General features: G+C 66.3%; 16 protein-coding genes. 1 reads left to right on the forward strand and 15 read right to left on the reverse strand.

Translation table 11 applies throughout. The annotated features are described in order from the left end of the window. Positions 1 to 11: 11 nt before the first annotated feature. The 15 genes from VQ044_RS04645 to VQ044_RS04715 form a co-directional block, all read right to left on the reverse strand. Entirely contained in the window at positions 12 to 2,048 is a 2,037-nt protein-coding gene (locus VQ044_RS04645; RefSeq protein WP_327645568.1) for an alpha-1,4-glucan--maltose-1-phosphate maltosyltransferase, read from the reverse strand. 217 nt (positions 2,049 to 2,265) lie between these two features. Beyond that, a complete protein-coding gene (locus VQ044_RS04650; RefSeq protein ID WP_327645570.1) occupies positions 2,266 to 3,114 on the reverse strand; it encodes a fumarylacetoacetate hydrolase family protein in 849 nt (282 codons plus the stop codon). Positions 3,115 to 3,240: 126 nt separating this feature from the next. Then, positions 3,241 to 4,635 carry a guanine deaminase gene (gene guaD / locus VQ044_RS04655; RefSeq protein WP_327645572.1) on the reverse strand — a complete coding sequence of 465 codons (1,395 nt, stop codon included), beginning with the start codon at positions 4,633 to 4,635 and terminating at the stop codon, positions 3,241 to 3,243. Continuing rightward, positions 4,632 to 5,900, reverse strand: coding sequence for a urate hydroxylase PuuD (locus tag VQ044_RS04660; RefSeq protein WP_327645574.1), 1,269 nt, complete (start codon positions 5,898 to 5,900; stop codon positions 4,632 to 4,634). Before VQ044_RS04660 ends, guaD begins: the two co-directional genes overlap by 4 nt. 180 nt (positions 5,901 to 6,080) lie before the next feature. Further along, complete coding sequence (locus VQ044_RS04665; RefSeq protein ID WP_327645576.1) at positions 6,081 to 7,175, reverse strand: BMP family ABC transporter substrate-binding protein; 1,095 nt, start codon at positions 7,173 to 7,175, stop codon at positions 6,081 to 6,083. A 32-nt stretch (positions 7,176 to 7,207) separates the two neighbouring features. Continuing rightward, positions 7,208 to 8,134 (reverse strand): ABC transporter permease, encoded by a 927-nt coding sequence (locus tag VQ044_RS04670; RefSeq protein WP_327645578.1) that lies wholly within the window; start codon positions 8,132 to 8,134, stop codon positions 7,208 to 7,210. Further along, a complete protein-coding gene (locus tag VQ044_RS04675; protein WP_327623169.1) occupies positions 8,131 to 9,243 on the reverse strand; it encodes an ABC transporter permease in 1,113 nt (370 codons plus the stop codon). The genes VQ044_RS04670 and VQ044_RS04675 overlap by 4 nt, the downstream gene beginning before the upstream one ends. After that, positions 9,243 to 10,784 carry an ABC transporter ATP-binding protein gene (locus VQ044_RS04680; protein WP_327645692.1) on the reverse strand — a complete coding sequence of 514 codons (1,542 nt, stop codon included), beginning with the start codon at positions 10,782 to 10,784 and terminating at the stop codon, positions 9,243 to 9,245. The genes VQ044_RS04675 and VQ044_RS04680 overlap by 1 nt, the downstream gene beginning before the upstream one ends. Positions 10,785 to 10,795: 11 nt before the next feature. Further along, positions 10,796 to 11,671, reverse strand: a complete 876-nt coding sequence (gene xdhC / locus VQ044_RS04685) for a xanthine dehydrogenase accessory protein XdhC (protein ID WP_327645580.1) — start codon at positions 11,669 to 11,671, stop codon at positions 10,796 to 10,798. Then, positions 11,668 to 14,076, reverse strand: coding sequence for a xanthine dehydrogenase molybdopterin binding subunit (gene xdhB / locus VQ044_RS04690; protein WP_327645582.1), 2,409 nt, complete (start codon positions 14,074 to 14,076; stop codon positions 11,668 to 11,670). The genes xdhC and xdhB overlap by 4 nt, the downstream gene beginning before the upstream one ends. Then, on the reverse strand, positions 14,076 to 15,563 hold the full coding sequence (xdhA, locus tag VQ044_RS04695; protein ID WP_327645584.1) for a xanthine dehydrogenase small subunit: 1,488 nt from the start codon (positions 15,561 to 15,563) through the stop codon (positions 14,076 to 14,078). The genes xdhB and xdhA overlap by 1 nt, the downstream gene beginning before the upstream one ends. Then, on the reverse strand, positions 15,563 to 15,931 hold the full coding sequence (gene uraH, locus VQ044_RS04700) for a hydroxyisourate hydrolase (protein WP_327645586.1): 369 nt from the start codon (positions 15,929 to 15,931) through the stop codon (positions 15,563 to 15,565). The genes xdhA and uraH overlap by 1 nt, the downstream gene beginning before the upstream one ends. Positions 15,932 to 16,107: 176 nt before the next feature. After that, on the reverse strand, positions 16,108 to 17,445 hold the full coding sequence (locus VQ044_RS04705; RefSeq protein ID WP_327623164.1) for an 8-oxoguanine deaminase: 1,338 nt from the start codon (positions 17,443 to 17,445) through the stop codon (positions 16,108 to 16,110). A gap of 37 nt (positions 17,446 to 17,482) precedes the next feature. Beyond that, positions 17,483 to 17,680, reverse strand: a complete 198-nt coding sequence (locus tag VQ044_RS25620; RefSeq protein ID WP_442872873.1) for a hypothetical protein — start codon at positions 17,678 to 17,680, stop codon at positions 17,483 to 17,485. Further along, positions 17,677 to 18,150: an urease accessory protein UreE gene (locus VQ044_RS04715; RefSeq protein WP_327623163.1), complete on the reverse strand. Its 474-nt coding sequence runs from the start codon at positions 18,148 to 18,150 to the stop codon at positions 17,677 to 17,679. Before VQ044_RS04715 ends, VQ044_RS25620 begins: the two co-directional genes overlap by 4 nt. 112 nt (positions 18,151 to 18,262) lie before the next feature. On the opposite strand from VQ044_RS04715, the gene VQ044_RS04720 reads away from it, so the two are divergent. Next, complete coding sequence (locus VQ044_RS04720; protein ID WP_327645588.1) at positions 18,263 to 18,895, forward strand: hypothetical protein; 633 nt, start codon at positions 18,263 to 18,265, stop codon at positions 18,893 to 18,895. The last annotated feature ends 151 nt before the right edge of the window (positions 18,896 to 19,046 follow it).

Consider the following 19,046-nt stretch of genomic DNA (forward strand, 5'->3'; position numbering starts at 1 on the left):
GCGTTGGGGTGTCAGCGGGATATCTTGAAGACGGCGTAGGGCCGGTCGTGCGGGTTCATCCACCAGTGCTGGACCTTGCCCTTCCAGGCGAAGCTCTGACCGGTGACCAGGTCCTCGACCATCACCGACCCGTCGTCCGGCAGCCCGAACTCCCATAAGGGCACCTCGAAATGGCCGCCCTGCGGCGCATGCGGATCAAGGGTGACGGCGAAGAGCAGGAAGGAGGAAAGATCGGCCGTCCGCTTGCCGTAATAGAGGATGTGGTCGTTGTGGAAATTGTAGAAGGCGAGGCTCCGGAAATCCTGCATCGCCTTTTCCGAGCGGCGCAGCCGGTTGAAGAAGGTGATGTCGTCGCGAATATTGCCCTCGGCCTTCCAGTCGAAGGCGCGAATCTCGTATTTCTCGGAGTTGAGATATTCTTCCTTGTCCGGAACCGGCAGGAACTCGCAGAGCTCGAAACCCGAATAGACGCCGTAATTGCCGGCAAGCGTCGCGGCGAGGGCGAGGCGGGTGCGAAACCCCGGCCGACCGCTGACCTGGAGATAGATCGGGTTGATGTCCGGCGTATTCACGAAGAAGTTCGGCCGCATGTATTCGGCCGCTTCCGTGCGCGTCAGCTCGGTCAGATACTCGGTCAGCTCCGCCTTGGCGTTGCGCCAGGTGAAATAGGAATAGGACTGGTTGTAGCCGACCTTGCCGAGCCGCTTCATCACCTTCGGCCGGGTGAAGGCCTCGGCGAGGAACACCACGCCGGGATCGACCTTGCGCACCTCCGCGATCATCCATTCCCAGAACGGAAACGGCTTGGTGTGGGGATTGTCGACGCGGAAGATCCTGACGCCCTTGTCGAGCCAGAACAGGACGATGTCCCGCAATTCGTACCAGATCGACGGCAGCGCGCCGCGATAGAAATGGACGTTGACGATGTCCTCGTATTTCTTCGGCGGGTTCTCGGCGAATTTGATGGTCCCGTCGGGACGCCAGTCGAACCATTCCGGGTGCTGTTTGATCCATGGATGGTCCGGCGAGCACTGGATGGCGAAGTCAATGGCGATTTCCAGTCCATGCTGCTTGGCCGCCTCGACCAGCCGCGCGAAATCCTCGAAGCTGCCGAGCTCGGGATGGATGGCGTCGTGACCGCCCTCGTCGGACCCGATCGCATAGGGGCTACCGGGATCGTCAGGCCCCGGCGTCAGCGAATTGTTCTTGCCCTTGCGGTTGGTGCTTCCGATCGGGTGGATCGGCGGAAAATACAGAACGTCGAAGCCCATCTCCTGAATGTCGGGCAGGCGCTTGATAACGTCGTCGAAGGTTCCGTGCCGGCTCGCGTCACCGGACTGCGAGCGCGGCATCAGTTCGTACCAGGCCGAGAACGCCGCCGCCGTCCGGTCGACCCAGACGGGCACGTCGATCGGGTAGCGCGACAGATGCGTGCGGTGGCCAGCGGCGTCGAGCAGCGCGATCGTGTCGGCGGCCTGCATCAGCGCGTATTGGCCGTCGGCGTCACCCTTGGCGCTGAGCTTTTCCAGCTTCTCGTGAAGTTTCGCCACCGCCTTCTGATCGGCCTTGGAGCCACGCCCTGACGTCGCCGCGTTTTTGACGAGTTCACGCGCTTCGGTCAGTTCCAGGTCGCTCAGCTTGCCCGCGTCGCGCTTCTTCGTCGCCTCGTCCCGCCAGGTCGCGTAGAGGTCGCGCCAGGCGATGATCGAAAAGCGATAGGGGCCTGGAACCTCGAAGACGATGTCCGCCGACCAGCGGTCGTTCGCGACGAACGCCAGCGGCGTCTCGCTCCAGGCCTCGGCATCCGCCGGACCATAGACGACCGCCGCGGCGATTTCGTCGTGCCCGTCGGAAAACACATCGGCTAAGACAGTTAGCGATTCGCCCTCGGCGCGCTTGACCGCGAAGCGTCCGCCATCGATCTCCGGCGTGACGCCCTCGATCGCGATGCGGTTTTCGGCCAGCGCCAGCAGACGCGCTTCGCTCTCGGCGGCCTCGGCTGTCGGGGCTTTTTTCGGATGACGGGCTGCAGCAACGGGTTTGTCCATGGACGGCCTTCAGGTTCAACAGTCAGGAAAGACGATGCGCGGAGGTAACGCTCCCGCGCAAAAAACTCCGAACCTTAAGGGATAGGAAACCTTTGTCCCATGTCCAGTCTCGGCTACCGGTACGGAATGCGAAATGACCCGCTCGATCAGATTAAGGGTCGAAACGGGCAGGTTGTTCCGGCAAATCCGATGAAAGTCCAACCGGCCTTGGCGTCGCTCACCCCGCGAAGGCCTGTACCGTCTGGCGTTGCTCGCCCAAGCCCCGACCTCCCACCGTGATGATGTCGCCGGGCTTGAGATAACGCTCCGGCTTCATCCCCATGCCGACGCCGGGCGGGGTCCCGGTGGTGATCACGTCGCCCGGCATCAGGCGCATGAATTGCGAGATGTAGGAGACCAGCTTGGTGATCGGGAAGATCATCGTCGCGGTCGAGCCGGTCTGCATGCGCTCGCCATTGACGTCCAGCCAGAGATCGACGGCCTGCGGGTCGCCGAGCGCATCGGGCGTGACCAGCCAGGGGCCGAGCGGACCGAAGCTGGGCGCGCTCTTGCCCTTCATCCACTGCCCACCGCGCTGCGTCTGGAAGGTGCGCTCCGAGACATCGTTGCACAGGCAAAAGCCGGCGACGTGGTCCATCGCCTGCTCTTCCGACACATAGAGCGCCTCTTCGCCGATCACGATGGCGATCTCGACCTCCCAGTCGAGCCGGTCCGAGCCCTTCGGGACGATCACGTCGTCATGCGGCCCGACGATCGAAGACGGCGCCTTGTTGAACAGGATCGGCTCCGCCGGAATGTCCATCCCGGACTCCTTGGCGTGGTCGGCATAGTTAAGCCCCACCGCGATGAAGTTCCCGACCCGGCCGACCGGCGGACCGATGCGGTTCGAAGGGTCCGCCTTCGGCAGGCTCTTCGGGTCGAGCTTGCGGATCGCCTTAAGTCCCGCCTTCGACAGCGTCGTGCCGGCGATGTCGTCGACCTCGTTGGAGAGATCGCGAAGAACGTTTTCGTCGTCGATCAGTCCCGGCTTTTCCGCGCCGCTCTCGCCATATCGCACCAGTCGCATCCGCTTCTCCCTTGCTTGTCGGCCCCAGGCCAGCACCATTTGGCGCCGTCGCCTTGTCTGCAGGGGAGATAGCCGCGAACACGCATTTGTCGCGGTGGGTGGGCGATATTTACCGGATGCGATCTGCTACTGCGCCGCTTCCCCAGCCTGCTTTGGTCCTGTCACAGGCGCATGGTCGGGACGCGGCGGCAATGGCTTCGAACCCGCCGCCCCGCGGTCGTAGACGCGGTGGCCGTGCGCATAGGTCGCGACAGTAGTGCGTTCGTCGCCGAGGATCATCAGCGCGAACAGCTCTTCCTCCAGCGTCTCGACCCGCGCCATGCGCCGGCGCAGCGCCGAGGTCGACGCGGTATCGAGGACGACGAGGTCGGCCTCGAGCCCCGGCGCGATGCGCCCGATCCGGTTGTCGAGCCCCATCGCCGCCGCGTTGCCGGCGGTCAGCATGTGGAAGGTGTCGAAGGCAGGCAGTTTCTGCCCCTGCAGCGCCAGCACCTTGTAGGCTTCCGCCGCCGTCCGCAGCATCAAATAGCTGGTGCCGCCGCCGATGTCGGTCGCGAGCCCCACCTTGATGCCGGCGGCGCGCGCAGCGGCGAGGTCGAAGAGGCCCGAGCCGAGGAACAAGTTCGAGGTCGGACAGAACACTGCCGTCGCGCCCTTTTTGGCGAGCGCCTCGCGCTCGCGCTGCGACAAATGGATGCAGTGGCCGAACAGCGCCTTGGGCCGGACGAGGCCGAAGCGTTCGTAGACTTCCGTATAGTCCTTCGACCAGGGGAACGCCTCCCGGACGAAGGCGATCTCGGCGGCGTTCTCGGACAGATGGGTCTGGATGTGGAGATCGGGATGCTCGACCGCCAGCGCCTCGCACGCTTCTAGCTGCGCGGCGCTCGAGGTCGGTGCGAAGCGCGGCGTGATGGCATAGTCGAGCCGGCCCGTGCCATGCCATTGGCGGATCAGCGCCTTGGACTGCTGATAGCCGGTTTCCGCCGTGTCGAGCAGTGCCGGCGGCGCGCCGCGATCCATCATCACCTTGCCGGCGACCATGCGCAGGCTCCGCCGTGCGGCCTCGGCGAAGAACGCGTCGACGCTTTCCGGATGCGTGGTGCAATAGACGCCGGCCGTCGTCGTGCCGCTCGCCAAAAGCTCGTCGAGGAGGAATCGCGCGCCGTCGGCCGCCACCGCCGGGTCGCCGTAGCGGCTCTCCTCGGGAAAAGTGTATTTGGCCAGCCATTCCATCAGCTCGGTGCCGTAGGAGGCGATCACCTGGGTCTGCGGCATGTGCAGATGCGGATCGATGAAGCCCGGCATCACCAGATGCGGGCGATGATCGACGACCGGCGTTTCGGGTCGCAGTCGGGGTGACAGCGCCGAAGCCTCGCCGACTTGGCGGATGATACCGTTGTCGACGACGACCAGCCCGTCCGCGATGTAACGGACCGCCGCCCCCTCGCCCTCCTCGGCCGGATCGGCGTCGAACCAGAGCAAGCGCCCCCGGATTGCGATGCTGCCGCCGAGGCGTGTCACGGTTGCCCGCCTTCGGCGACATAGCGGCCGGAGCCGGATGCGATCCACGCGGCAAGGATCTCGCGTTCGGCCGGTTCGAGGCCAGTGACGTTGCCCGGCGGCATGGCGTGGCTGCGCACGGCCTGACGCTCGATCAGCGATGCGTAATGGATGATGTCGTCTCCCGTTTCCAGGCGGATATCCTTCGGCGCCGTCGCGAGCCCCGGCCACAGCGGCTCGCTGGCGTGGCACATGGAGCAGCGCGACAGGATGATCGCCTCCGCCTCGGCGAAATGCGGCGAGGCGGCCAGCGCGACGGCCGGGTCGCCGTCCCACCGGCGCGACGCTTCCGCACCCTCACCGGACTTCGCCTCGGCCCGCCAGCCCGGCGCACCCGACAGGGTGATAACTGCGGCGAAGAGCAGACCGGCGACCGCCCAGCACCACCAGAGCTGCCGACCGGTCGCGTGCATCGTGTTGAAGTAGTGCCGGATGACCGCGCCGATCAAAAGCACCAACCCGGCGATCGCCCAGTTCCACTCCGTCGCGAAGGCCAGCGGATAGTGGTTCGACAGCATCAGGAAGATAACCGGCAACGTCAGGTAATTGTTGTGCAGCGAGCGCTGCTTGGCCTCCTGGCCGAGCCGTGGCTCGGGCGTGCGGCCCGCCTTGAGGTCGGCGACAACGATTGTCTGGTTCGGGATGATGATGAGGAACACGTTGGCGGTCATCAGCGTGGCGATCATCGCGCCGGTGTGGAGCATCGCGCCACGGCCCGAGAAAACCTCCGAGAACAGGAAACTCGCCGCGACCACGTAAACGAACAGGACGGCGAGCAAGGCCGTGTCGTTCTTCTTCAGTGGCGACTTGCACAGCCGGTCATAGACCAGCCAGCCTAGCGCCAGCCCGCCAATGCCGAGCGCGCTCGCGCCCCAGACCGGCAGATCGGCCTTTTCCGGATCGATCAGATAGAGATCGGCGCCGAGGTAATAAATCAGGACAAGCAGCACGAAACCGGACAGCCAGGTGGAATAGCTCTCCCATTTGAACCAGGTCAGGTCCTCCGGCATCGCTGGCGGCGCGACCATGTATTTCCGCAGATGGTAGAAGCCGCCGCCATGCACCTGCCAGGCTTCGCCGCCGACGCCGTCTGGCAGTTCGCGCGGCTTGCGTAGGCCGAGGTCGAGCGCGATGAAATAGAAGGACGAGCCGACCCAGGCGATGGCGGTGACGACGTGCAGCCAGCGCACGGCGAAGCCCAGCCATTCGGAGAAATAGGTCCACATTCGCGAGTTGCCTCGAAGCGCCGCCCCCTTGTCGCGGTGCCTCCTGATAGGTCTCGAATAAGGCTGTCATGCGCCCGCCGTTCAGGAGACGGGGAAGGCGCGAGCCTGTTGGGTTCGGTATCGGCAAGGGGCGGCGAAGCGCCCCTTGCCGTGTCGTCGGGCGCTTGAGAGCGCCGTGCCTCAGCTCTTCACGCCTTCGACGTACCAGTCCATCTTCAGAAGGTCCTCGTCCGACATGGTCTCGCCTTCCGGGACCTTGACCTCGCCCGCTTGATCCTTGATCGGCCCGGTGAACACCTCGTAGGTGCCGGCCTTGGTGTCGTCGACAATCTTCTGGGCGGCTTCCTTCACGTCGGCCGGCATCTTGTCGTTGAAGGGCGCCATCTCGACCTCGCCCTCCTTCATGCCGAGCCAGACATTGTCGGCCGTCCAGGTGCCGTCGAGCATCGCCTGCACCCGGTCGACATAATAGGGTCCCCATTTGTCGACGATGGCGGTCATGTGGGCGTTGGGCGCGAAGCTGGTCATGTCCCAGGCCTGGCCGAAGGCGATGGCCCCGCCCTGCTCAGCGGCCTGCAGCGGTGCAGGGGAATCGGTGTGCTGGGTGATGACGTCGGCGCCCTGGCTGAGCAGCGCCTTGGTCGCATCGGCCTCCTTGGCGGGATCGTACCAGGAGTTGACCCAGACCACCTGAGTCTCGAAATCCGGATTCACCGCCCGCGCCGCCAGCGTGAAGGCGTTGATGCCCATCACCACTTCCGGGATCGGGAAGGAGGCGATGTAGCCGGCCTTGCCGCTCTTCGACATCTTCCCGGCGATCGTGCCGAGCACCGCGCGACCCTCGTAGAAGCGGGAATTGTAAAGGCCCATATTGTCGGAGCCGGTCTGGTAGCCGGTCGCGTGCTCGAACTTCACGTCCGGAAATTGCTTGGCGACCTTGATGGTCGGGTTCATGAAGCCGAAGGAAGTCGTGAAGACGATGTCGTTGCCGTCCTGGGCGAGCTGGCGGATGACCCGCTCGGCGTCAGGCCCTTCCGCGACATTTTCGACAAAGGTGGTCTCGACCTTGTCGCCGAGCTTCTCCTCCAGATATTTGCGCCCCTGGTCGTGAGCATAGGTCCAGCCGAAATCGCCGACCGGGCCGACATAGACGAAGGCGGCCTTCACCTTGTCCTTTTTCTCGCCGTCCTGCGCGGTCGCCGGCAGGCCGAACGAGACTGCGGCAACGAGCGTGACGGCTCCTGCCATCAGTCGGCGTCGAGTGGTGTTGAACATCGCGGGACTCCTTGGGGTGGTTGGGGTTGATGTCAGGCGCTCGCCCGGAACGGTTGGCCGAGGCAGGCCGGCGCCGCGGTTCGGACGCTTCCCTTGCCGGCCGAAATGATGGCAAGGACGAGGATGGTTGCCAGATAGGGCAGGCTGGCAAGGAATTCCGGCGCGAACAGATTGAAGCCAGCGGCCTTTGCCTGCAACTCCAGCGTGATGACCGCACCGAAGAGATAGGCGCCGAGCACCAGCCGCGCCGGCCGCCACGAGGCGAAGACGACGAGCGCGATGGCGATCCAGCCGCGCCCGGCGGTCAGCCGCTCTGCCCACATCGGCGTCAGAACCAGCGAATAATAGGAGCCTGCGAGCCCGGCCATGGCGCCGCCGAACAGGACCGCGAGATAGCGCACCTTGAGAACGGGATAGCCGATCGCGTGGGCGGCGCTGTCGCTCTCTCCGACCGCGCGCAGGATCAGCCCGGCGCGGCTGTGCTTCAGGAACCACCAGATCGCGAGAGCGAGAGCGAGCCCGGTATAGACCAGCGGCGAGTGGCCGAAGATCACCTGCCCGATCGGATCGCTCGCGAGCGCGGCGGGGAAGATCGGCCCGAGGGTCGCGGTGGTGATGCCGACATAGGGCGCGCCCAGGAGCGCGGAGACGCCGGTGCCGAAGATAGTCAGGGCGAGACCCGTCGCCACCTGGTTGGCCATCAGGCTGAGCGTCAAGACCGCGAAGATCAGCGATGCCGTGGCGCCCGCGACCATTGCCGCCAACGCGCCGAGCGATGGCACGCCGGTGGTATAGGCGATGGCAAAGCCGGTAACGGCGCCGATCAGCATCATGCCCTCGACGCCGAGATTGAGGACGCCGGATTTCTCCACCACCAGTTCGCCGAGCGCGGCGATCAAGAGCGGCGTCGCCGCCGCCGCGATCGTCATCAGGATGGAGATGAACAGTGCTGTGGTCATGTCGCCGGCTCCACCTCGATACGGCGGGTCTCCGGAGACGGGCCTCCGGCCTTGCGTCGCACGACAAGCCGGTAGCGCACCAGAAGATCGGTCGCGAGCAGGAAGAACAGCATCATCGCCTGGAACACGCCGGCCGCGGCCGACGGCAGGCCGATCGTCGTCTGGGCGCTCTCGCCCCCGACATAGGTGAGCGCCAGCACCAGCGCGGCGACGAGGATGCCGAGCGGATTGAGCCGTCCGAGAAAGGCGACGATGATCGCCGTATAGCCGTAGCCGGTGGGAAATTGCGGCACCATCTGGCCGAAAGGGCCGGACGCCTCGAGAATTCCGGCAAGGCCGGCGAGGCCGCCGCCGACCAGCAGCGCCAACCAGACCGTCGAGGATTGGCGGAAGCCGCCGTAGCGGGCCGCGTTCGGCGCCAGCCCGACGACGCGGATCTGAAACCCGGTGATCGACCGCGTCATCAGGAACCAGGCGGTCAGCGCCAGTGCCGCCGCGATCGGTATGCCGAGATGGATCAGCGTGCCCGGAACAGCGATCGGCAGCGTCTGGGCGGCGGTGAACATCGCGGTCTGGGGAAAGTTGAAGCCCATCGGGTCTTTCCAGGGACCGCGCATCAGATAATAGAGCAGCTGGATCGCCACATAGTTGAGCATCAGGCTCGACAGGATCTCGTTGACGTTGAGCCGCGTCTTGAGGAAGGCCGGTACGCCGGCCCAGACCATGCCGCCGAGGATGCCGGCCGCGATCATGACGGGCAGGACCCAGAAGCCTTCGACGTCAAGAGTCAGCAAGGCGACGCCGGTGCCGGCGAGCCCGCCCAGGATGTACTGTCCCTCGGCGCCGATATTCCAGATGTTGGCGCGAAAGCCGATGGCCAGGCCCGTCGCGATGATCGCCAGCGGCGCGGCTTTCACCAGAAGATCCTGCCAGCGATAGGGATTGAACAGCGGCACGACGAAAATCTGGTAGACCGCCTTGAGACCGTCATGGCCGAGCAACGTGAAGACGATCGCGCCCGCGACGAGGGTCGCGACGACGGCGATGACGGGGGCCGTCAGCATCATGGCGCGGCTCGGCTCCCGGCGGGGCTCGAAAACGAGGGCCATCAGGCGGCCCTCTCGGCGCCGGCCTTCTCGTCCCCGTGAGCGCCGTGGATGCCGCCCATCAGAAGTCCGACCCGCTCGATGGAAATCCCCTGGACGTCCATCGGCTCCGACAGCCGCCCCTCGTTGATGACGGCGATCCGGTCGCAAAGTTCGAGAAGCTCGTCGAGGTCCTGGCTGACGACGACGATCGCCGCGCCCTTGGCGGCGAGGTCGATCATCGCCTGGCGGATGAACGAGGCCGCGCCCGCGTCGACGCCCCAGGTCGGCTGCGAGACAACGAGCACGGCGGGGTCCTGCATGATCTCGCGGCCCATCACGAATTTCTGCAGATTGCCGCCGGACAGACTTCCCGCCAAGGCGCCCGGCCCCGTCGCCTTGACCGAGAAGGCATCGATGACGGAGGCCGCATAGTCACGCGCGGCGCCCGCCTTGATGATGCCGCCGGCGGCAAGCCCCATGCGCTTTCGCGCCGACAGGACCGCATTCTCGGTAAGCGACAGGCCCGGCACGGCAGCATGGCCGTTGCGCTCTTCCGGCACGGTCGCCAGCCCGAAGGCCCGCCGCCCGTCGACCGAACGATTCGAGATCGTGCCGCCGTCGATCATGATCTTGCCGGTCACGCCGGCCATTCGCTCGCCCGACAGCACCTGAAGCAGTTCGTTCTGGCCGTTGCCGGCAACGCCCGCGATGCCCAGCAGTTCGCCGGAGCGCACGTTGAAGGAGATATCCTTGAGGCTGGTGCCGAAGGGCGGCTCGCCCGGCGCAGACAGATCACTCACGGCAAAGCGGACCTCGCCGCTGACGCCGGCCTCCTTGCCGGACAGATCCTTCAAATCCCCGCCGATCATCAGCTCGGCCATCGACCGCGCCGACTCTTCGCGGGGATCGCAGGTGGCCACAACCTTGCCGCCTCTGAGGATCGTCGCCGTCTCGCAGAGTTCCTTGATCTCGTGCAGCTTGTGGGAAATGTAGAGGATGGAGCAGCCCTCGCGGGCGAGGCGGCGCAGCGTCTCGAACAATTGCCCGACTTCCTGCGGGGTCAGGACCGAGGTCGGCTCGTCCATGATCAACAGCTTCGGCCGCTGCAGCAGCGCCCTCACGATCTCGATCCGCTGCCGTTCGCCGACCGAGAGCGTGTGGACGACGCGATGGGGATCGAGCGTCAGATCGTAGGAGGCGAGCACCTCCCGGATCGCGGCTTCCAATTCCCGGCGCGGCGGCGGGTTGTCCATCCCAAGCGCGATATTCTCCAGGACGGTCATCGCCTCGAACAGCGAGAAGTGCTGGAACACCATGCCGACACCGAGCGCGCGGGCCTCGCGTGGCGAGTGGATCGTCACCGGCGTCCCGTCGAAGGCGATCGTGCCCTCGTCCGCCTTCTGCACGCCGTAGATGATCTTCACCAGCGTCGACTTGCCGGCGCCGTTCTCGCCCAGCAGCGCGTGGATTTCGCCGGGCGCCACTGAGAACGACACCTGATCGTTCGCGACGACGCCCGGGAAGCGCTTGGTGATGCCGGAGAGCTGCAGGCGCGGCGCCATGTCGATGTGGGTCATCCCGTTGATCTGACCCCGGCACTATGCCATCGCCCGTTGCGCGTCGCAAAGCGATCGATCCGCTTTTCCTGTTGATCGGACAGCAGGCAGACGGCCAACTCCGCAGCCGTCAGGGCGGCAATCACCTCGGGGCGCTTGTCATGCAGCGCCGCCCCGCCGATCGGCAGCGTCAGGCGGGCGATGTCGGCATCTCGCCCCTCATCCGCCAGATAGCGGCGAAACCGTTCGCGCTTCGTCGCCGAGCCGATCATGCCGACATAGGCGGCGTCGCCCCGCGCCAAGGCCGCTGCAGCAATCAGAAAATCCAGCGAATGCGCGTGGGTCATCACGACGAAGGCCGTGCCGGCGGGAGCGGCCGCGACCTCGGCCTCCGGCAGCGCGGCGGCGGCGGTCTCGACCGCCTCGGGCAGGCCGACCAGGGTCTCCGGCCGGCTGTCGACGAGGCGCACGCGAACCGGCAATAGCGCCAGGGCTGCGGCGAGCGCCCGGCCCGTATGCCCAGCGCCGAAGATCAGCGCCAGCGGCCGCGCCGCCTTCTCGCGCGCTTCGAGCGTCTCCAGTTCCGAGAGCAGGGCTTCGTCCGCCCGGCGCAGCGACAATTCCACCCGCCCGCCGCAGCACTGGCCGATCGCCGGTCCGAGTGGGACGTCCATCGCCGCCTCGGTCTCGCCGGAAACCAGCATCGCCCGCGCCCGCTCGATCGCATCGAATTCGAGCCGTCCGCCGCCGATCGTGCCGGCGAGTTGCGACGGCGTCACCAGCATCGCCGCGCCCGTCTCGCGTGGCGTCGAGCCGAGCGCGCGGGTGATCGTGACGAACACCGATGGCTCTTCTGCGGCGAATGCAGCGCGAAGGGCAGCGACGATGCTCATCCGAGGCCCCGCACCCGCTCAACGGCGGCGAGCACCCGCTCTGGCGTCGCCGGTGCGTCGAGATCGGGGAAGATCGTGCCGTCACCCGCCGCACACACCGCGTCGGTCAGCGCCGAGAACACCGAGATCGCCAGCATCAGCGGCGGCTCCCCGACCGCCTTGGAGCGATAGATCGTCGGCGCGCGATTTTCGCCCTTCTCCCAGATCGCCACGCGGAAATCGTCCGGGCGGTCGTTGGCGGTCGGGATCTTGTAGGTCGACGGCGCATGGGTCTTGAGCCGGCCCTTGTCGTCCCACCACAGCTCTTCCATGGTCAGCCAGCCCATGCCCTGGATGAAGCCGCCCTCGATCTGGCCGAGATCGATCGCCGGGTTCAGCGACTGCCCCACATCGTGCAGGATGTCGGCGCGCAGCAGCCGGTATTCGCCGGTCAAGGTGTCGATGACGACCTCCGAACAGGCCGCGCCATAGGCGAAATAGTAAAATGGCGTGCCGCGCGCGCTCTCACGGTCGTAGCTGATGCCGGGCGTCGCATAGAATCCGGTCGAGGACAGCGAGATGCGCGCGAGATAGGCTTCGCCGACGAGATCGGAAAAGCGCTTCTCGTCATTGCCGATCCGCACCCGGTTGGCCGCGAAGACGATTTGGTCCTTCGGCACCTTGTACCGCTCGGCGGCATAGTCGATCAGCCGGTCCTTGATTGTCCGGGCGGCGGCCTGCGCCGCCATGCCGTTGAGGTCGGAGCCCGAGGAGGCCGCCGTCGCCGACGTGTTCGGCACCTTCGCCGTCGTCGTGCCGGTGATCTTCACCTTGTCGATGTCGATCTGGAATTCCTCGGCGACCACCTGCGCGACCTTGATGAACAGGCCCTGCCCCATCTCCGTACCGCCATGGTTGAGATGCACCGAGCCATCCTTGTAGACATGGACGAGCGCGCCGGCCTGGTTGAGATGGGCTGTGGTGAAGGAGATGCCGAACTTTACCGGCGTCAGCGCCAGACCCTTTTTAAGAATCGGGTTGTCGGCATTGAACGCCTTCGCCCGCTCCCGCCGGGCGCGGTAGTCAGACGAGGCTTCCAGTTCCGCGACAATCTCATCGATCACCGAGTCGGTTACCGGCATATGATAGGGCGTCAGCGCCGGCTTTTCCCCGCCCTCGGGGGCCGGGTAGAAATTGCGCTTCCTGACGTCGAGCGGGTCGAGCCCCGTCTCGAAAGCGATGTGGTCGATGGCGCGCTCGATCCCGACCATGCCCTGCGGCCCGCCGAAGCCGCGAAACGCGGTATTCGATACCGTGTGCGTCTTCAGCCGCCGCGAATGGATGCGCGCGGCCGGCAGCGCATAGGCGTTGTCGGCGTGAAACATCGCCCGATCGGCGATCGCCGCCGACAGATCTTTCGAATAGCCGCAGCGCACGAAATGCTGGAAGTCGACGGCGGCGATCCGCCCATCCGCGTCGAAACCGAGATCGTAGTCGATACGCACTTCGTGGCGCTTGCCGGTCATCACCATGTCGTCGTCGCGGTCGAGCCGGCACTTCGCCGGGCGGCCCGTCTTCGTCGCGGCAAGCGCCGCGATCGAAGCGAACAGCGCCGGCTGGCTTTCCTTGCCGCCAAAACCGCCGCCCATCCGCCGTACCTCGACCGTCACCGCATGATCCGGCACGCCGAGCATCTTGGCGACATTGTGCTGGACCTCGGCGGGATGCTGGGTGGAGGAGCGCACCAGCACGTCGCCGTCCTCCTGCGGGATCGCATAGGCGATCTGGCCTTCCAGGTAGAAATGGTCCTGCCCGCCGACTTCGACGCGGCCCTTGACCCGGCGCGGCGCGGCATCGAGCGCGGCGCCGGCATCGCCGAGATTCATCTCGTGGGCGGGAAGCAGGTCTTCGCCGGTCTTGTCGGCAAGGGCGATCGCGTCATCGATGCCGATCGCCGCCGGCAAATCCTCATATTCGATCCGCGCCAGTTTCGCCGCCGCCCGTGCCGCCGCTTCCGTCTCGGCGGCGACAGCGAACAGCGGCTGCCCGACATAGTCGACCGTGTCGACCGGGAAGATCGGATCGTCGCCGAACACCGGCGAATAGTCGTTCTGGCCGGGAATGTCCGCGGCCGTCAGCACGGCGGCGACGCCGGGCGCCGACCGCACGGCGTCGAGATCCATGCCGGCAAGGCGCGCATGGGCCCGCTCCGACATGGCGATGTAGATCTGCAGCGTCCCCGGCAGTTCCGGCTCATCGTCGACATAGCGCGCAGCGCCGCAGACGTGCTTGGCGCCGCTGTCGTGGGCGAGCGCCGTCCTGACGCCGCCCCGGATCGCGCGCTCGCCGGCTGGCGGCTTCTCGCCGAGCGTTTCGAGCGGGGGCTCGCCGGCGCCGCCGCGATCCTGGATGCGCGTTTCGTCCATCACGCAACCTCGCCGAGAGTGGCCGCATCTACCGCGACATCCTCGATGCGGGTCCGCACGCCGCCCTGCTGTTCGAGGTAGAACCGCCGCAACAGGTTTTGCGCCGTCTTTAGCCGGTACGCAGCCGAGGCGCGCATGTCGGTTAGCGGGGTGAAGTCCTCGGCCATCGCCGCAGTCGCCGCTTTCACCGCCGCTTCGTCGAAGCGCCGGCCGACAAGCGCGGCTTCCGCCTTCGCCGCGCGCTTGGGCGTTTCCGCCATGCCACCAAAGGCAAGCCGTGCTTCGCTCACTCTGTCGCCGTCGAAGGTGAGGCGGAACGCGGCCATGACAGCGGAAATGTCGGAATCGAAGCGCTTGGAGATCTTGTGCGCGAAGAAGCGCTGGTTCGTCCCCAGCCGCGGCACCTCGACGGCGGCGACGAACTCGCCCTTCGCCCGGTCCTGGCGGCCGTAGGCGATGAAGAAATCCTCAAGGTCGATGGCGCGGGCCGTGTCGCCCTGGCGCAGATGCAGCCGCACGCCCAGCGCGATCAGGCAGGGCGGCAGATCGCCGATCGGCGAGCCGTTGGCAATGTTGCCGCCGACCGTGCCGGCATTGCGGATCTGGCAGCCCGCGAAGCGGCGCAGCATCTCGCCGAGATCGGCGTGCATACCCGTCAGTATGTCGAAAGCCCGGCGATGAGTGACGCCGGCCCCGATAAAGACCCGGCCGGCCGCTTCCTCGATCACCTGGAGATCGCGGACATGGCTGACGTCGATGATCATCGGCAACTCGCGGTGCTGCTTGGTCACCCACAGCCCGACGTCGGTCGCGCCCGCGACCAGCACGGCATCCGGATGCGCGGCATAGGTATCGGCGAGGTCGTCGACATTGGTCGGCGCGAACCAGTGATCGCCGCCGGCCTCATAGGCGAAGACGCCGTCACCTTCGAATTCCGCCAGCCGAGCGCCGAGCGCCGCGTCCTCTTTCGCAGTATCGGGCACCGGCACCGCGCCGAGCTCCAACCCCGCCTCGACGATCGGCCCGTAGCCGGTGCAGCGGCAGAGATTACCGGCGATCAGATCCTTGACCGATTGGCGGTCCGAGATCGCGCCTGTGAGCCAGCCGGCGTAAAGCTGCATGACGAAACCCGGCGTGCAGAAGCCGCACTGGCTGCCGTGTTTTTCCACCATCGCCGTCTGGATCGGGTGGGCTCCATCGCGGCCGATGTATTCCACCGTCTCGATCGCCCGGCCATTCAGCGAAGGAAGGAATTGGATGCAGGCATTGACCGCCCGGCGCGAGAGGCCGCCGCCGCCATCCGGCTCCGCGATCAGCACCGTGCAGGCGCCGCAGTCACCCTCCGCGCAGCCCTCCTTGGTGCCGGTCAGCCGTTCCGTCCGGCGCAGATACTCGAGAATCGTCGTCGTCGGCTTCAGCCCCGCGACGGCACGCTCCTCGCCATTGAGGACGAAGCGGATCGGCCGAGGGGCGTCATGACCGGTCATCAGCTGCCCCTGTAGGTGGAATAGCCGAAGGGCGAAATGAGCAGCGGCACATGATAATGCGTCTCGTCGGCGATGCCGAAGCGGATGACGACGTCGCTGAGGAATTTCGGCTCCGGCAGATCCCGGCCCGTCGCGTCGAAATAAGCGCCGGCCGCGAAAACGAGTTCGTATTCGCCGACCACGAAAGTCTCGCCGGCCATCAGCGGCGCGTCACAGCGCCCGTCCGAATTGGTGACGGTTTCCACGACCTTTTCCCTGCCACCGTCCGCCTCGAGCCGCCACAGCGTCACCGCGATACCAGAGGCCGGCCGGCCGAGACTGGTGTCGAGCACATGGGTCGTCAGCCGGGCGGCGGTCAGTTCGGACATTCAGGCTCTTTCCGTCGTTTTTGACCATTCGGTCAAGCATTCTGCAACGTCGGGAGCGGCGGCGTAAAGCGGAAAGCATCCGGCTGCTTCCAAGCCCGTGCAAGATGAAAAGCGTGACGCGTTCCTTGCCCCACGCACCTCGTTTCGCCGGGCATCGGTAGACCAGGAGCGCGAATTCAGCCGAAACGCCGGGCCGCTGCGCTATGTTCGGCCCTGAGACGGGCCAGGTCGACCCCGACCGGATGGCCGTCGAGGACGCGCCATTCGCCCTTCACCATCACCCGGTCGGCGCGCGTCGCGCCGCACAGGACCAGCGCCGCAATCGGATCATGCGCGCCGGAAAAGCGCAATTCGTCGAGGGTGAACAGCGCAAGATCGGCCTGCCGCCCGATGTCGATACGGCCGATGTCGGTGCGGCCGAGACAGGCCGCCGAACCTTCGGTTGCCATGGCCAGCACGTCTCGCGCGGTGATCGCTGCGGCCGAGCGGTAGTTCAGGCGCCCGACCATCAGCGCGTGGCGAGCCGCCTCGATCAGGTTCGAGGCGTCGTTCGAGGCCGAACCGTCGACACCCAGCCCGACCGGCGCCCCGGCATCCCGCAATTCGTTGACCGGACAAAAGCCCGAGGCCAGCACCGCATTCGACGTCGGGCAATGGCAGACGCCGACCTTGTGCGCGCCGAGGCGCCGGCATTCCTCGGTGGTAAAATGAATGCCGTGGGCGAGCCAGGTGCGCGGCCCGAGCCAGCCGACGTCTTCCAGATAGTCGAGCGGCCGGCAACCGAATGTCGCTTCGCAAAAGGCGTTCTCATCCTCGGTTTCGCCAAGATGGGTGTGCAGCCGGCAATCATGCTTGTCGGCCAGCGCGGCGCTCTCGATCATCAGGCTTTTGGTCGCCGAGAAGGGCGAACAGGGCGCCAGCGCGATCTGAATCATCGCCCCGTCGGACCGGTCGTGATAGCGCCCGATCAGCCGTTCGCTGTCCGCGAGGATGTCGTCCTTGTCCTGGACGACGCTATCGGGCGGCAGGCCGCCGTCCTTCTCCGACAGGTCCATCGAACCACGGCTCAATGTGACGCGAATGCCGAGGCTCGCCGCCTCCTCGGCCTCGATGTCGATGGCGTTCTCCAGACCCTTTGGAAACAGGTAATGGTGGTCCGCTGCGGTGGTGCAGCCCGACATGAGAAGTTCGGTCAGCGCCAGCCTGACCGACAGGCGGAAACTGTCCGGATCGAGCCGCGCCCAGATCGGATAGAGGCTGGTTAGCCAGGGAAACAGCGCCTTGTCGATCGCCGCCGGATGCGCCCTAGTCAGCGTCTGGTAGAAATGATGATGGGTGTTGACGAGACCCGGCAGGACCACGTGCCGCGACGCATCGAAGACCGCGTCGACCGGCCCCGAAGGCGCGCCGCCTGCGGGCACCAGTTCGACGATCCGCCCATCCTCGATCACCATGCCGCCATCCGCGCCGTCGGCAAGAATGGCGAGCGGCTGCTTCAGCCACAGCCGTGTCACGCCGCGGACTCGACCATCGGCAGGCCGTTTATGTGGATCATGACCGGAAGAGCCTCGTTCGCAGCGCCTCGTGCCGCATCGCGGCGATGTCGGACCCTAGCGCCACCGAACCGAGGTCGTCCAGCGCCGATCGGAAAGGCGGCGAAAACAGCGTCAGCAGTTGCGGCAGATGCGCGGCGGCTTCGCCGGCCACACCGCCCGCCTCTGGCGTCGTCGAGGTTTCAGCGTCCCTCACCGGATTGCGGTCTCGGGCGAAGGCTCGTGGTCATGGCCGTGCGCCTCATAGGCTCCGCCCTCCGGATCGAACCCAGCCGCCACTTCGGTGATCGTCGCGCCGAGGCCGGACAGCATCTCGTAAATGACCGGGTCGCGGCGGATCAGGATACACTCGCCGAGAAGCTGCGCCGGCAGATGACGATTGCCGATCTGCCAGGCCAGAACGAGGAGATGCCGGGCGTCCTTGCCACGAACCTCGTAGAGCTCTTCGGGCTTGGCCCGCACCGCGATCAACCGGCCGTCGTCGAGGCCGATCGCGTCGCCGTCCCTCAGCAGCACTGCCTCGGGCAGATCGAGCAGAAATGCGATGCCGTCGTCGTCCGAGACCATCGCCATGCGTCGGCGATGCCGCGCCGTCTCGTCGAGCGTGATCGTGTCGGCGGCGTCCGTCCATTCGCCCGCGCGCTTGACCGAAGTGCCAACGATCATTCAATCTTCCTACTTCCGCACGCTAGCGCGCCCTGTCCCCTTCGCGGCGACGATACGGCGGCGACAAGCAAGCCGCCACCCCCAAGCCGCGCACCAGGCATGAGGAGCCGTCATGCCGCTGCAAAACCGGGTAACCCCGCTGGGAGAGATCATCGCCGATCCGGCGCGGGGCGCGCTGATGGGCAATCGCGGCATTCTGCACGATCGCGACCGAAAACTCGGCCGGAGCCGCTGGAAGCACAAGGCCTGGATTGCCTGCGTTCTCGCCTTTCGCGGCAGGCGGCGCACGCCGATGACGTCGGGCCGCTATACCGAGCTGTTCTTTCTCGACGAAGCGACGGCACTGGCGGCCGGCCACCGCCCTTGCGCCGAATGCCGGCGCGCCGACTTCAACGCCTACCGCGAGGCGTGGAGAAAGACGCATCATCTCGCCGCACCGCCTTCGGCCAAAGCCATGGACGACGCGCTCCATGCCCATCGGGTCAAACCGCGACTGCGCGATCAAGTGCATCATACGAGGGCGGCCGCAGATATCCCTGACGGCGCCTTCGTGCTGGTCGACGGCGACGCCTGGCTGGTCTGGAAGCGCCGCCTGCTGCGCTGGAGCGCCAGCGGCTACGACCGCGTCGGCGAACTGCCCGGCGGCCCGCTGACCGTGGTTACGCCGAAACCCAGCGTCGACGCCCTTGCCGCTGGCTACCGCGTCGCCGTGCATGACAGCGCCGATGCTCTGCACTGCACCTGAGCGTCGGGGCAGATTCGGCCATGGACCCGATCTAAAACAGAAAATACCGCTACGCCATTGGCAGCTCGCTCGCCGGCTCGCAGGTCAAAAGCGCGCCATCGGCCCGCACTTCGTAGGTCTGGGATCGACCTCCATCTCAGGCCGACATGGG

Origin of the sequence: Aurantimonas sp. C2-5-R2 (genome assembly GCF_036549495.1) — a bacterium.
Taxonomy (GTDB): Bacteria; Pseudomonadota; Alphaproteobacteria; order Rhizobiales; family Rhizobiaceae; genus Aurantimonas; species Aurantimonas coralicida_A.

Coding starts and splice junctions, on each gene's coding strand:
- VQ044_RS04645 (WP_327645568.1), bottom strand. CDS start 2,048: ATGGACAAACCCGTTGCTGCAGCCCGTCATCCGAAAAAAGCCCCGACA.
- VQ044_RS04650 (WP_327645570.1), bottom strand. CDS start 3,114: ATGCGACTGGTGCGATATGGCGAGAGCGGCGCGGAAAAGCCGGGACTG.
- VQ044_RS04660 (WP_327645574.1), bottom strand. CDS start 5,900: ATGTGGACCTATTTCTCCGAATGGCTGGGCTTCGCCGTGCGCTGGCTG.
- VQ044_RS04665 (WP_327645576.1), bottom strand. CDS start 7,175: ATGTTCAACACCACTCGACGCCGACTGATGGCAGGAGCCGTCACGCTC.
- VQ044_RS04670 (WP_327645578.1), bottom strand. CDS start 8,134: ATGACCACAGCACTGTTCATCTCCATCCTGATGACGATCGCGGCGGCG.
- VQ044_RS04675 (WP_327623169.1), bottom strand. CDS start 9,243: ATGGCCCTCGTTTTCGAGCCCCGCCGGGAGCCGAGCCGCGCCATGATG.
- VQ044_RS04680 (WP_327645692.1), bottom strand. CDS start 10,784: ATGGCGCCGCGCCTGCAGCTCTCCGGCATCACCAAGCGCTTCCCGGGC.
- xdhC (WP_327645580.1), bottom strand. CDS start 11,671: ATGAGCATCGTCGCTGCCCTTCGCGCTGCATTCGCCGCAGAAGAGCCA.
- xdhB (WP_327645582.1), bottom strand. CDS start 14,076: ATGGACGAAACGCGCATCCAGGATCGCGGCGGCGCCGGCGAGCCCCCG.
- xdhA (WP_327645584.1), bottom strand. CDS start 15,563: ATGACCGGTCATGACGCCCCTCGGCCGATCCGCTTCGTCCTCAATGGC.
- uraH (WP_327645586.1), bottom strand. CDS start 15,931: ATGTCCGAACTGACCGCCGCCCGGCTGACGACCCATGTGCTCGACACC.
- VQ044_RS04715 (WP_327623163.1), bottom strand. CDS start 18,150: ATGATCGTTGGCACTTCGGTCAAGCGCGCGGGCGAATGGACGGACGCC.
- VQ044_RS04720 (WP_327645588.1), top strand. CDS start 18,263: ATGCCGCTGCAAAACCGGGTAACCCCGCTGGGAGAGATCATCGCCGAT.